The sequence below is a fragment of the Comamonas sp. 14P8.1.4 genome (assembly GCF_057799285.1).
The window spans coordinates 449,286-461,816 of record NZ_JBYOKN010000002.1 but is presented as its reverse complement, the minus strand read 5'-3'; the positions used below and the strand labels follow the sequence as shown (position 1 = coordinate 461,816).

The window sequence follows — 12,531 nt, the reverse complement described above, 5'->3', positions numbered from 1 at the left end:
CTACGACGTCTTGTTGAAAAGATCGTCCGATGTTAGCGAGCTTGCCTGCGCCACACCAGCGGCGCTGCGCAAGCGACTGCACACCGCCAGCCTGCTCCCTGCCAGGGTCAGGGTTTGGTATTGGCCACGGGCTTGGGCTCGATCGCCACATCCAGCCCCTCGCTGGTCACCGTGATGGCGCCGGGCTGCAAGCCCAGGCTGTCTGCCAGCTCCAGCTCTTCGGCCTTCACCGTGTACAGCGGGAAGCCCTGCAAGGCCTGCTGCGCCAGGCGCAGGCCGTAGGTTTGCACCATATCGGCCATGGCGGGGTTGGCGTCCTGCAGCTGCAGCGACAGCACCTCGACGCGCTGGGCACGCACGCTGCGGTCACGCGGTTCGTAGTACAGGCCAAAACGCACTTGCATCTGCCCTTGGAAGCTCTGGCGCAGCGCCGGGCCAGACAGTTGCACCACCAAGGAGGTTTGCAGCTGGTTGCTCACGGGCAGCAGTTGCAGCTGGGGCTGCTGCATATCGATCTGCAGCAAGCCTGCAATCGGCAACTGCTTGGGGAAGTGGGCCTGCAGGCCCTGCTCCAGCTGCGCCTGGGTCACACTGATTTTGGTGGGTACCGCCTGGGAACAGGCGCTGATCCACATGGTGCTGGCTGCAGCGACAGCAAGAAGGAAACGACGGCGAAACATGGCTCTGGCTTTAGGTGCTGCTTCAGCCGCCGGGGCAGCTTGGGCTATATATGCTTAAAAATGTCACAAACGCTGATGTAATCAGCGTAGATTGCTCTCAATTTAAGCAGTTTAGCGCAAAGCGTGCTGCGGCAACGCAGGCGATGCCAACGCTGCGATCGCAGTATTTCAGCCCTGCAGGTAGCGCGCGCGCAGCGCCTGCTGGGCAGCGGCGTCCAAGCCCATGACGTCGCGCAGATAAGCCGCCATACCGCCGTGCTCGCGCTCCACCATCTCGTAGGCGCTATCCAGAAAGGCGGGCTGCACGCGCCACAGCACATGCAGGATTTCCTGCGGCACCGTCTGCGCCGCCCGCGCCGCCATGGCAGCTGGGCGCTGGTAGAACTGGTTGGTGAGCAGATAGTCCTGCGCGATATCGCTGCGTGCCACACCCAGCGCTTCCAGAATCAGGGCTGCGGCCCAGCCGGTACGGTCCTTGCCCGCCGTGCAGTGAAAGACCGTGGGTGCATCTTCTTCCAGCAGCAAGCGAAACAGCTGTGCAAACTGCGCCGCGTTCTGGCGCACAAAGCTGCGGTAGGTGTCTTGCATCAGGCCCACGCTGTCGGCCACCGACAGACTGCCGCCCGCATGGATCAGGGCAAAGGCTTTTTGCACCACCGTGGGCTCGACGGTCAGCGCATGCATCTGCAGGCCTTCCCAGTCATAGGCGTCCGTGCTGCGCTCTTGCACGCCACGAAAGTCTGCGCTGCGGCGCACGCCCAGTGATTGCAGCCCTTGCAGGCCTTCCGGGGTCAGATCGGCCAGGTGGTCGGAACGAAACAGCACGCGCCAGCGCACGGTACGCCCCTCGTGGCCGACATAGCCGCCCAGATCGCGGAAGTTGGTGGTGCCTGGCAAGGCGATGTGGCGGGCGGGAACAGGGCTGGTCATTGAATGCACTCTCCAATCGGTCAGGGGCTCAGCATGCACGCGGCCTGTGTCAGGCCCATGAAAAACGCCGCAGCGCCCCGTATTGGAGCGGGCTGCGGCGTGGCTGTCAGTCACACAGGCTGCAGGCCGTGCAATCAGTCGTTGGGCAACAAGTGCTTGCCCACCGCGCCCGTCACTTCAAACATGCCGATGCGTTCTTTGCCAAACACGGGCAGCAGCTTGGCGTCGGCCACGATCACGCGCTTGTCTGCAGGGTCCTGCAGGTTGTGCGCCTTCACGTAGTCCCACACTTTTTTGACCACCTCGGTGCGGGCCACAGCGCCGTCACCGATCACCGCGGCCAGTACGGCATCAGGGCGGAAATTGGCAGCCGCAGGCTTGCGGGCAGTGGTTTTTTTGGCGGCAGCTGTTTTCTTGGCTGCAGGTGCTTTTTTGGCTGCAGCGCCCGTCTTTGCTGCGCCAGCAGCTGCAGTTTTTGTAGAAGCTGCCGTCTTGCGCGCAGGGTATTTGCTGGCCTCGAACTCAAAGTTCACCTTGCCCGCAGCCGCATCCCAGGCCAGGAAAGCCTTGAAGTTGCGGCGTGTGCGGTTGGAGACAAACTTCTCCAGCAGATCGGTCTTGCCCGTTGCCAGCAGCTTGCTCATCTGTTCGCGCTCAATCGGCTGCTGCAGGATGATCTGACCGCTCTTGAAATCACAGCTGGGGGTGGGCTGCTGCTGCGTGGGCACGGCCTTGGAGCAGACGTAGTTGGCGCCGTGCTCAAACACCGGTGCACCGCACTTGGGGCAGTGGCCCAGCGATTGCTGGGCGCTGAAGTCCACGATCTCGCCAGACTCTTCTTCCTTGTCGTCGCCAAAGTCGAACTCGAACTTGAAGTTGTTGTTGTCTTCGTCGCGCACGATGGTCACTTCAGCAGTGAAGGGCCAGCCCGCCTTGGAGCGAAAGCCCTCCAGCGGGCCAATGCGGCGGTCGCGCAGCAGTTGCTCCGCTTCGGCCGTTTCAAACGTGCGGCCTGCGGGCGACTTGGTGAACGAGAAGCCGCAGCCATCGCTGTGGCCATCTGCGCCGGTGCAGGCGTAGCGGCGGTAGTTTTCCTTGACGACGCCGCCGCAGTTGGGGCACGGCGCTGCCAGGGTGGCGTAGTCACCAGGAATGGTGTCGCGGTCGTATTCCTTGGCTTTCTTGACCATGTGCTCGGTCATGGCAGCAATCTCTTGCATGAACGCCGCCCGCGAGAGCGCGCCCTTTTCCATCTGCGAGAGCTTGTATTCCCACTCACCCGTCAGATCGGCACGGCACAACTCTTCCACTTGCAGGCCGCGCAGCAGCGTCATCAGCTGGAAGGCCTTGGCCGTGGGAATCAGCTCGCGCCCTTCACGCAGCATGTACTTTTCGGTCAGCAAGCCTTCAATGATGGCCGCACGCGTAGCTGGTGTGCCCAGGCCCTTCTCTTGCATCGCAGAGCGCAGCTCTTCGTCGTCGATCTGCTTGCCAGCGCTTTCCATGGCGCCCAGCAGCGTCGCTTCCGAATAACGGGCCGGCGGCTTGGTCTTCAGCGCCTTGGGCTGGGCATCGCTGGTGTGCGGCTGCTCGCCCGGCTGCACGGCCACCAAAGGCTGGCCCTTGTCGCCTTCCTTGGCATCTTCCACTTCGTTGGCGGCTTCCTTGCCGTAAATCGCCAGCCAGCCGGGTTTGACCAGCACCTTGCCTTCGGTCTTGAAGGCGTGCTGCTCCACCTTGCTGATGCGCGTGGTGACCTGGTATTCGGCACTGGGGAAGAACACGGCCATGAAGCGGCGCACCACCAGGTCGTACAACTTTTGTTCAGCCTCACTCAAGCCCGATGGGGCCTGGGTGGTGGGGATGATGGCAAAGTGATCCGACACCTTGGCATTGTCAAAAATGCGCTTGGAGGGACGCACATAACCCGCCTCAACCGCCTGCTGTGCATACGGCGCCAGATGGCGCATGCCGCTGTGGGCCAGCATCTCGAAAGTCTGCTTGGCCACGGGCACATAGTCCTCGGGCAGCGCACGCGAATCGGTACGGGGGTAGGTCAGCGCCTTGTGGCGCTCGTACAGGCTCTGCGCCAGGGCCAGCGTGGTCTTGGCGGAGAAGCCGAACTTGCCGTTCGCTTCGCGCTGCAAGCTGGTCAGGTCAAACAGCAGGGGCGAAGCCTGGGTGGTGGGCTTGCTCTCTTCGGTGACGGTGGCAGGCTTGCCCTTGACGGCTGCGGCAATCGCGTTGGCCTCGGCAGCGCTCCACACGCGGTCGGCCTTGGCCTCCACGTCGTCGCTCTTTTTCCACTGCGGGTTGAACCACTTGCCCAGGTACTGGCCCGCTTGCGCATCGAAGCTGCCATGTACTTCCCAGTAGTCACGGCTGATGAACTTGCGAATCTTCTCTTCGCGGTCCACCACCAGCGACAGCGTCGGCGTTTGCACACGGCCCACGGTGGTCAGGAAGAAGCCGCCATCGCGCGAGTTGAACGCCGTCATGGCGCGTGTGCCGTTGATGCCCACCAGCCAGTCGGCCTCCGAGCGGCTGCGCGCCGCATCGGCCAGGCCCTGCATTTGCTGCTCAGAGCGCAGCTTGTCAAAGCCTTCACGGATCGCTTGCGGCGTCATCGACTGCAGCCACAGGCGCGAGATGGGCTTGCCCAGGCCGCCCTTGGCACCACCGGCGTACTGCTCGATCAAGCGGAAGATCAGCTCCCCTTCGCGGCCCGCGTCACAGGCGTTGATAAGTTGCGTCACATCTTTGCGCTTGGCCTGCTTGACCACCGCGTTCAGGCGGCTCTTGGTCTTGTCTACGGGCTTGAGGTCAAAGCGCGGAGGAATCACGGGCAGGTTGGCAAAGCTCCACTTGCCGCGCTTCACATCAAATTCTTCCGGGGCCTGAATTTCCACCAAATGGCCCACAGCACTGGTGACCACGAACTGCTCGTTCTCGAAATGGTCTTCGTGCTTGTCAAACTTGCCATAGGCGGGCGTAAGGGCGCGCACGATGTCCTGTGCCACCGACGGTTTTTCCGCTATCACCAAGGTCTTTGTCATTGAGTGCTCTCGTCATTTGTAACGGTGATCCAGACATTCCCGGGTCACCGCTTCTACAATTCGTCTTCACGCACGCGTGCGTGCGCATATGTACATGTACGCATGTGCGCGCACGTGCATGTGTGCATATTTAAGTTATCAGAGATTTCAATGCCCAGCATATCCCGCCCTTCTTCCCTTGGAAAACGCATCCAAACGCGTCGCTCCGGTGTACACGGCAAGGGCGTGTTTGCAGTGCAGGACATTGCCGCTGGAGAGACCCTCATCGAGTACACGGGCGAGGTGATCAATTGGGAGGAAGCCCAGCGCCGCCACCCCCACGACCCGAGCCAGCCCAACCACACGTTCTACTTTCACGTGGACAACGATGTGGTGATCGATGCCACCTACCACGGCAATTCGGCACGCTGGATCAACCACAGCTGTGCACCCAACTGCTACACCGATGAGCGTCAGGGCCGCATCTACATCGTGGCACTGCGCAATATCCGCGCCGGTGAAGAACTGAACTACGACTACGGCCTGATGGTGGAAGAGCGCTACACCAAGGCCCTCAAGGCCGAGTACGCCTGCTTTTGCGGCGCTGCGTCGTGCCGCGGCACCATGCTGGCGCCCAAGCGCGGCTGGCGCCCGCCCCTGCCGGAAGACTTTGCCGAAGATGGGAGCTGGTTGTGAACCACCTGCCCACCCGCTGGCCCGCCGAAGACCTGTGGCTGACCATCGCCCCCAAGCTGCCGGGCTTTACCGTGGAGGTGCTGCCCGAGATCGACTCCAGCAACACCGAGCTGATGCGCCGTGCGCGCGCTGGCCGGGCCGAGCCCATCGTGCTGGTGGCCGAGTCGCAAACCGCAGGCCGGGGCCGCCAGGGCCGCGCCTGGCTTAACCAGCCCGGCGACTGCCTGATGTATTCGCTGGGCCTTGTGCTCAACCCGCTGGACTGGTCTGGCCTGTCCCTGGTCGTCGGGCTGAGCATTGCCGAGTCGCTGCAGGCCGCCGCGCCTGCAGGCCAGCCGCAGATTGGCGTGAAATGGCCCAACGACTTGTGGCTGCACGACGGTCGCAAGCTGGGCGGCACTTTGATTGAGACCGCCAACCTACCGCCCCAGACCGATGCTGCCTGTTTTGGGGCCGGAACTGGCACGCCACGCTTTGTCATCATTGGCACCGGCATCAATGTGCGCACGCCCCAAACCAGCGCCAGCGCACTGTCCACGCCCGCGGCCTGCCTGCAGGATGTGGACAGCGCCTGGCGCGCCCCCCAAGCCCTGCAACAGCTGCTGCCGCGCCTGGTGGATGATGTCTTGCTGTTTGCCGAACAGGGCTTTGCGCCATTTCTGACACGTTTTGCCGCACGGGATGTGCTGCGTGGCCAGCAGGTGCACCTCAGCGATGGCAGCAGCGGCACCGCACTGGGCGTACTGGCTGATGGCACCTTGCAGCTGCGCACCGATGCGGGCGTGCTGCGCAGTGTGATCAGCGGTGATGTCAGCGTGCGCCCCAGCCACATGGCTTTGCCGCCTGCGGCGGTTTAACTTCGAGGAATTGCTTTCATGTTGCGTTTTGCATTGCTCGTGCTGCTGATTGCCAATGCGGGCTACCTGGCATGGACCCAGGGATGGATGTCGACCCTGGGTTGGGTGCCTGACGTGCAGTCAGAACCCTACCGCCTCAAGCAGCAGGTACGCCCGGATGTGCTGAGCATCGTGCCGCCTGAAACGGCAGCCCCCCCTGCCACCACGGCTGCCGCCGCGCCCAATGAGCCGCGCGAGGAAATCCTGCCGGAAGAAACCGTCTGCCTGCAAAGCGAAAGCATGGAGGAAGCGCAGTCCAAAAAACTGCAGCGCAGCCTGCAAAACAGCGATCTGCCGCCCGACAGCTGGGCCATGCTGCCCACCCCTGTTGCGGGCCGCTGGATGGTCTATCTGGGCAAGTTCCCCAACGAGATGGCGCTGGAAAAACGCCGCGCCGAGTTGCGCACCCGCAAGATTGGCTTTGATCGTGCGGGCGGCAACCTCGAGCCAGGTCTGTCACTGGGCCGTTTCTCGTCCGAAGAGGCAGCCACGCGCGAGGTCAGCAATATGCTGAACCAGGGCGTGCGCGGCGCACGGGTGGTCCAGGAGCGCGCGCCGCAAACTCTGTATGCCCTGCGCTTGAACCAGGCCACCGTAGCGCAACGCAACATCTTGCAAGGCATGACAGCCGCACTGGAGGGCAAGGCCCTGCGCGTCTGCACGGACAGCTAAGCCCTCACCGCACAGCCACAGACAGTGGCGTGCCACACCCCAAAAAAAAGGGCTGTAGCGATGAACGCTACAGCCCTTTTTGCATGCACATGCTTGTGTCTTATTCGATGCTGATCTGGGCCGCTGCGGCCACCGACTTCATCTTCGTCACTTCGCTGGCAATTTGCTGCGTGAAGGCTTCGCTGCTGGTGCCGGAGACATACAGGCCCTGTGCATCCATGCGCTTTTTCACAGCGGGGTCTTGCAGCGCCTGGGCCACGGCTTTCTGCACACGGGCGACCTGGGCGGCAGACGTGCTCTTGGGCGCCACCAGTCCGAACCAGGAGGGATCATTCAGCTCGGGGTGACCGGCTTCCTTGTAGGTAGGTACATCGGGCAGCACGGGCAGACGCTCGCTCCAGGACACGGCAATCGCGCGCAACTTGCCGGACTGCACATGCGGCAGCGACGAGGCCACCTGATCGAAGTACACAGGCACCTGGCCGCCCAGCACATCGTTGACCGCCGGGCCCGCACCGCGGTAAGGAATGTGCACCATGTCCACGCCGGTGGCCTTGGCAAACTGTGCGCCCCACATGTGGCCGATCGTGCCGTTGCCAGGGGTGGCATAGCTCACCTTGCCAGGGTTGGCCTTCAGGTAGGCCACCAGCTCGGTAAAGTTCTTGGCCGGAATGACGGCGGGGTTGATCACGATGACACCCGGGGCCTTCACCACCTCGCTCACCCCGACGAAGTCTTTCACCGCGTCGTAAGGCAGCTTTTTGTACACCGCCGGGTTCACGCCATGGGTGGACAATGTGGCCACACCAAAGGTGTTGCCATCGGTGGCACGCGCCACTTCGGCCATGCCGATGGAGCCGCCCGCACCGGCCTTGTTTTCAATCACCACTGGCTGGCCCAGCAATTTGCTCAAGGCATCTTGCAGATTGCGCGGCACCATGTCGGTAGCGCCTCCGGGTGGGAAGGGCACCACGATGCGCAATGCCGCGCCCTCTTGTGCAGCTGCACCCAACGGCAAACTGGCTGCCAACGCGACGGCTGACACTGAAGCAAAAAAGAAACGACGCTGCATTCCACTGACCTTTCAAGCAATAAAACCGGCGCACCTGCGCGGTATTTCGGTTTTTGTATGCAAGCAACATGCCAGTTGCACCTGATTTCAGGCCATAAAAAAACCCGCAGGCTTGCGCACTGCGGGTGGTGTGGGCACCAGAGGCCGGAAATCAGTCCACGCTGATCTTGGCTGCCACGGCCACGGTCTTCATCTTGGCCACTTCGCTGGCGATCTGCTTGGTGAAGTCGGCGCTGGAAGTGCCGGACACATACATGCCCTGGCTGTCCATGCGCTTCTTCACCGCGGGGTCCTTCAAGGCATCCGCCACGGCCTTTTGCACGCGGGCCACCATCGCTGCAGGGGTGCTCTTGGGCGCCACCAGACCGAACCACGAAGGATCGTTCAGCTCAGGATGGCCAGCTTCCTTGTAGGTGGGCACATCGGGCAGCACGTCCAGGCGTTCATTCCAGGACACGGCGATCGCGCGCAGCTTGCCGCTCTTGATGTGGGGCAGCGACGATGCCACCTGGTCAAAGTACACGGGCACTTGGCCACCCAGAACGTCGTTGATAGCCGGGCCGGCACCACGGTAAGGAATGTGCAGCATTTCAACGCCGGTGGCATTGATGAACTGGGCACCCCACATGTGGCCAATCGTGCCGTTGCCCGGTGTGGCGTAGCTCACCTTGCCGGGGTTGGCCTTCAGGTAGGCCACCAGTTCGGCAAAATTCTTGGCAGGAATCAGCTTGGGGTTGATCACGATGACGCCAGGCGCCTTCACGATCTCTGTCACGCCCACGAAATCTTCGGTGGCGTTGTAAGGCAACTTGGCGTAGACCGCAGGGTTCACACCGTGGGTCGACAGCGTGGCGATACCAAAGGTCAGGCCATCATTGGCGCGTGCCACTTCGGCCATGCCGATGGAGCCACCTGCACCAGCCTTGTTTTCGATGACCACGGGCTGACCCAGCAATTTGGTCAACACGTCTTGCATGTTACGGGGCACCATATCGGTCGAGCCACCAGCTGGGAAAGGCACGATGATGCGCAGAGGGCGTGTCTCTTGGGCCAGCGCCATACCGGATACAGATACTGCTGCAGCGGCGGCAACAGCGGAGATGAAGTGACGACGTTGCATCGTGGTGCTCCTATGTCGAGAAAGCGGGTTATCTATAAGACCAATGCATAAGGTTAGGGTAAATCCTGCTTGCAACCAAACAAATAGTCCTATTGTTATGATTCCAGTAAGGAATATCGAACAGTGTCTACTAGCTTACTTCCCCTGCGCCGACTCACTCCGCCCGTACATTTGCTGCGTGCCTTCTCCACCGTGGCACGTTTTGGCGGCGTCTCTCGCGCGGCCGAAGCGCTGCACCTGACGCAAAGTGCCGTGAGCAAACAGATCCAGGAGCTGGAGAAATGGGTGGGCGTGGATTTGTTCGAGCGCAGCCGCAAGCGCCTGACCTTGACCCCGGCTGGTGAGCGCTACGAAAAGGCCGTACGCGCGCTGCTGTCCCAGCTGGAATCAGCCACGCTGGAGCTAATCACCAGCACCGATGGTGGCGGTGCCCTGCACCTGTCCAGCCTGCCCACTTTTGGTGCAAGCTGGCTGATTCCGCGCCTGCCGCAGTTCCAGCAGCAGCACCCGCAGGTCACGCTGCATTTTGTGCCCTATGTGCAAAGCTACGACTTCGAAAGCCCCAACCTCGACTGCTCCATCCTGTTTGGCGAAGGCCACTGGCCCGGTGCCCGCGCCCACTACCTCGATGGCCAGGATGTCGCGCTGATTGCACCACCTGCCAGCCTGGGCGGCCCCGCCATTCGCAGCCCAACCGATGTGGCGCAATACACACGCCTGCGCCACATCACCATTCCGCACGCATGGATGACCTGGGCTCAGGCCTGGGATGTGCACACCCTCGACCCGCTGGCGGGCCTGCAGTTCGACCAGTTCCAGACCATCATCCAGGCCGTGATGGCCGGCATGGGCGTGGCCCTGGTGCCGCGTTGCCTGGTGGAGGCGCAGATTGCCCAGGGCATGGTCAGCGAGCCGTTGCCCCAGCACGGGCTGGTCAGCAACCTGGGCTACTGGCTGTGCTACCCCGACTCGCGGGCCAATATTGCGCCGCTGGTGGCCTTTCGCAACTGGCTGCTGCTGCAAGCCCGCCCGCAGCAAGAGCCCACCGCCAGCAGCCTGGCCACGCAGCAAAAAAGCAGGAGCAAGCTGCGCACCAGCAGCAACGAATAGCGCCTCTAATCACTCGGAAGCGAAGACTTAATCAGCGCTACCCGCTTCCAAAGGCATAGCAGACTGCAGCGCACGGAAGCGCACCGTGAACAGCGCGCCCGGCGGATTGCGCTGGGGCTGGGCATCGTCCAGCAGCACCTCGGCGCCGTGCTGGCGCGCAATCTCCTGCACGATGGGCAGGCCCAGGCCCGAGCCATCGGCCTCCGAGCCCAGCACCCGGTAGAAGGGCTGAAAAATCAGCTCGCGCTCTTCCTTGGGCACGCCGGGGCCCGTGTCCTCTACCTGCAGCAGCACCACGTGCGCCAGGGCATCGGGCAAAACACGCACCGTCACCACGGCGGGTTGGTCGGCGCTGGAGGGGCTGTAATTGATCGCATTGCTCAGCAGATTGCGGGCCATCTCCTGCAGCAGCGTGGCATTGCCCTGCAGCCACACACCATCGCTGCCGGGCTCGGCCCCCTCGTAGCCCAGGTCCACATGGCGCTGCAGTGTCAGCGGCAGCAGGTCTTGCACTACCTCAATCACCAGCGCCGCCAGATCGCAGGGCGCGCGCTGCAGGCCCGTGCCCGCGCCTTCGGCACGCGCCAGCGACAGCAGCTGGTTGACGGTGTGCGTGGCGCGCATGCTGGAGCGGCCAATCTGCTCCAGCGAGCGTTTGAGCTCGCCCGTGCTGGTGCCCTCGCGCTGCGCCAGGTCGGCCTGCATGCGCAAGCCCGCCAGCGGGGTTTTGAGCTGGTGCGCCGCATCGGCCAAAAAGCGTTTTTGCGTGGCGATGGAGTCGTTGAGGCGGAGCAGCAAATCGTTGACCGCATCGACCAGCGGCGCCACCTCCTGCGGCACAGCCTTGTGGTTCAGCGGGGACAGATCGTCAGGCTTGCGCGCGCGGATACGCGCCTCCAGCCGGTGCAGCGGCGTGATGCCACGCGCCAGCGCCAGCCACACCAGCAGCACCGACAGCGGCAAGATGACGAACTGCGGCAGCATCACGCCCTTGATGATTTCCGCCGCCAGCACGCTGCGCTTTTCGCGCGTTTCAGCCACCTGCACCAGAACCATGCCGTCTTTGCTGCTGAGCGGCGGGCGCACCCACATGGCCGCCACCCGGATGTCGATGCCGCGCAGCTCATCGTCACGCAGCACCACCTGGCCGGTGCCCAGCTCATCGGGGGGTTGCGCCGCTGGAAACTCGCGCTCGCCCGCCAGAAACGCGCCTTGCGGATCCAGCACCTGAAAGAACACCATGTCGGATTCATCGGCCCGCAGAATTTCCGATGCCGGCAGCGGCAGGTTGAACTGAATGCGCCCGTCCGGCTCCACCATGATCAGCTGCGCCAGCGCGTGCACGTTGTATTCCAGCGCCCGGTCAAACGGCTTGTTGGCCAGTGACTGCGCCACCAGCCAGGTCAGCGCCAGACTGACCGGCCACAGCAGCAGCAGCGGCGTGAGCATCCAGTCCAGAATTTCTCCGAACAAGGAACGCTGTTCACGCTGAAAAATCTTCACGGCGGCGGCCTGAAAAATACAAGTGTTTTTGGCCTCTAGCGCTGATGCAGCAAGCGCTAGCAGCTATGTTTTATTCAGATGCAATCTTTTCCAGGCAATAGCCCAGGCCGCGCACGGTGGCAATGCGGATGGGGCCACGCTCAATCTTTTTGCGCAGGCGGTGGATGTAGACCTCGATGGCGTTGTTGCTCACCTCTTCGCCCCACTCGCACAGGCGCTCCACCAGCTGGTCTTTGCTGACCAGGCGGCCAGCGCGCTGCAGCAGCACCTCCAGCAGGCCCAGCTCACGGGCAGACAGCTCCACCATCTTGCCGTCGATGGTGGCCACGCGCCCGGCCTGGTCGTAGACCAGCGGCCCGTGCTTGATGGAGCTGGTCGTGCCGCCCATGCCCCGGCGCGTGAGCGCACGCACGCGCGCTTCCAGCTCCTGCAGGCTGAAGGGCTTGGCCATGTAGTCGTCAGCGCCAAAATCAAGGCCCTGCACACGTTCATCCACGCTGTCGGCGGCGGTGAGGATCAGCACGGGCAGCGCATCCCCGCGCCCGCGCATGCGCTTGAGCACTTCCAGCCCGTGCATGCGCGGCAGGCCCAGGTCCAGAATCAGCAAATCGAAATGGTGACTGGTCACCAGCGCCGTGTCGGCATCGGTGCCGTTGGCCACATGGTCCACCACCGCCCCCGCGCCGCGCAGGCTGCGCAGCAGGCCGTCGGCCAGTACTTGATCGTCTTCTGCAATGAGGATGCGCATCGCTTGGTCTCCTTGCTGCGCCACGATCTCGGGTCGCGGCTGCAGCGGGCATGCCCCGTCAGGGCCAGT

General features: G+C 63.0%; 11 protein-coding genes. 4 read left to right on the top strand and 7 right to left on the bottom strand.

The window, feature by feature from the left end:
* Nucleotides 1-107: 107 nt before the first annotated feature.
* From AC27VO_RS06780 to AC27VO_RS06770, 3 genes are all read right to left on the bottom strand, one after another.
* Nucleotides 108-680 carry a DUF1439 domain-containing protein gene (locus tag AC27VO_RS06780; protein ID WP_488665948.1) on the bottom strand — a complete coding sequence of 191 codons (573 nt, stop codon included), beginning with the start codon at nt 678-680 and terminating at the stop codon, nt 108-110.
* A gap of 168 nt (nt 681-848) precedes the next feature.
* Nucleotides 849-1,610, bottom strand: a complete 762-nt coding sequence (locus AC27VO_RS06775) for a tyrosine-protein phosphatase (RefSeq protein WP_488665947.1) — start codon at nt 1,608-1,610, stop codon at nt 849-851.
* A gap of 134 nt (nt 1,611-1,744) precedes the next feature.
* The gene (locus AC27VO_RS06770; protein WP_488665946.1) at nt 1,745-4,666 is read right to left on the bottom strand and encodes a DNA topoisomerase III; all 2,922 of its coding nucleotides are present in this window, start codon (nt 4,664-4,666) and stop codon (nt 1,745-1,747) included.
* A 150-nt stretch (nt 4,667-4,816) separates the two neighbouring features.
* Here AC27VO_RS06770 and AC27VO_RS06765 point away from each other — a divergent pair, with 150 nt between their 5' ends.
* Genes AC27VO_RS06765 through AC27VO_RS06755 form a run of 3 tightly spaced genes read left to right on the top strand, consistent with a single transcriptional unit; the run spans nt 4,817 to nt 6,909 of the window.
* Nucleotides 4,817-5,341, top strand: a complete 525-nt coding sequence (locus AC27VO_RS06765; protein ID WP_488665945.1) for an SET domain-containing protein — start codon at nt 4,817-4,819, stop codon at nt 5,339-5,341.
* On the top strand, nt 5,338-6,198 hold the full coding sequence (locus AC27VO_RS06760) for a biotin--[acetyl-CoA-carboxylase] ligase (protein ID WP_488665944.1): 861 nt from the start codon (nt 5,338-5,340) through the stop codon (nt 6,196-6,198). Before AC27VO_RS06765 ends, AC27VO_RS06760 begins: the two co-directional genes overlap by 4 nt.
* An 18-nt stretch (nt 6,199-6,216) precedes the next feature.
* Nucleotides 6,217-6,909 carry an SPOR domain-containing protein gene (locus tag AC27VO_RS06755; protein WP_488665943.1) on the top strand — a complete coding sequence of 231 codons (693 nt, stop codon included), beginning with the start codon at nt 6,217-6,219 and terminating at the stop codon, nt 6,907-6,909.
* Between the two features lie 100 nt (nt 6,910-7,009).
* Here the strand turns inward: AC27VO_RS06755 and AC27VO_RS06750 are convergent, their stop codons facing one another.
* A complete protein-coding gene (locus tag AC27VO_RS06750) occupies nt 7,010-7,981 on the bottom strand; it encodes a Bug family tripartite tricarboxylate transporter substrate binding protein (protein ID WP_488665942.1) in 972 nt (323 codons plus the stop codon).
* 151 nt (nt 7,982-8,132) lie between these two features.
* Nucleotides 8,133-9,101, bottom strand: a complete 969-nt coding sequence (locus AC27VO_RS06745; RefSeq protein WP_488665941.1) for a tripartite tricarboxylate transporter substrate binding protein BugE — start codon at nt 9,099-9,101, stop codon at nt 8,133-8,135.
* 123 nt (nt 9,102-9,224) lie between these two features.
* On the opposite strand from AC27VO_RS06745, the gene AC27VO_RS06740 reads away from it, so the two are divergent.
* Complete coding sequence (locus AC27VO_RS06740) at nt 9,225-10,211, top strand: LysR substrate-binding domain-containing protein (RefSeq protein WP_488665940.1); 987 nt, start codon at nt 9,225-9,227, stop codon at nt 10,209-10,211.
* 27 nt (nt 10,212-10,238) lie between these two features.
* Here the strand turns inward: AC27VO_RS06740 and AC27VO_RS06735 are convergent, their stop codons facing one another.
* On the bottom strand, nt 10,239-11,714 hold the full coding sequence (locus AC27VO_RS06735) for a sensor histidine kinase (protein WP_488665939.1): 1,476 nt from the start codon (nt 11,712-11,714) through the stop codon (nt 10,239-10,241).
* A 70-nt stretch (nt 11,715-11,784) separates the two neighbouring features.
* Complete coding sequence (locus AC27VO_RS06730; RefSeq protein ID WP_488665938.1) at nt 11,785-12,462, bottom strand: response regulator; 678 nt, start codon at nt 12,460-12,462, stop codon at nt 11,785-11,787.
* Between the last annotated feature and the right edge of the window lie 69 nt (nt 12,463-12,531).

Bases quoted from the DNA above. Each gene is read 5' to 3' on its own strand.
- AC27VO_RS06770 (WP_488665946.1), bottom strand. From the start codon at position 4,666: ATGACAAAGACCTTGGTGATAGCGGAAAAACCGTCGGTGGCACAGGAC.
- AC27VO_RS06775 (WP_488665947.1), bottom strand. From the start codon at position 1,610: ATGACCAGCCCTGTTCCCGCCCGCCACATCGCCTTGCCAGGCACCACC.
- AC27VO_RS06765 (WP_488665945.1), top strand. From the start codon at position 4,817: ATGCCCAGCATATCCCGCCCTTCTTCCCTTGGAAAACGCATCCAAACG.
- AC27VO_RS06780 (WP_488665948.1), bottom strand. From the start codon at position 680: ATGTTTCGCCGTCGTTTCCTTCTTGCTGTCGCTGCAGCCAGCACCATG.
- AC27VO_RS06730 (WP_488665938.1), bottom strand. From the start codon at position 12,462: ATGCGCATCCTCATTGCAGAAGACGATCAAGTACTGGCCGACGGCCTG.
- AC27VO_RS06745 (WP_488665941.1), bottom strand. From the start codon at position 9,101: ATGCAACGTCGTCACTTCATCTCCGCTGTTGCCGCCGCTGCAGCAGTA.
- AC27VO_RS06750 (WP_488665942.1), bottom strand. From the start codon at position 7,981: ATGCAGCGTCGTTTCTTTTTTGCTTCAGTGTCAGCCGTCGCGTTGGCA.
- AC27VO_RS06755 (WP_488665943.1), top strand. From the start codon at position 6,217: ATGTTGCGTTTTGCATTGCTCGTGCTGCTGATTGCCAATGCGGGCTAC.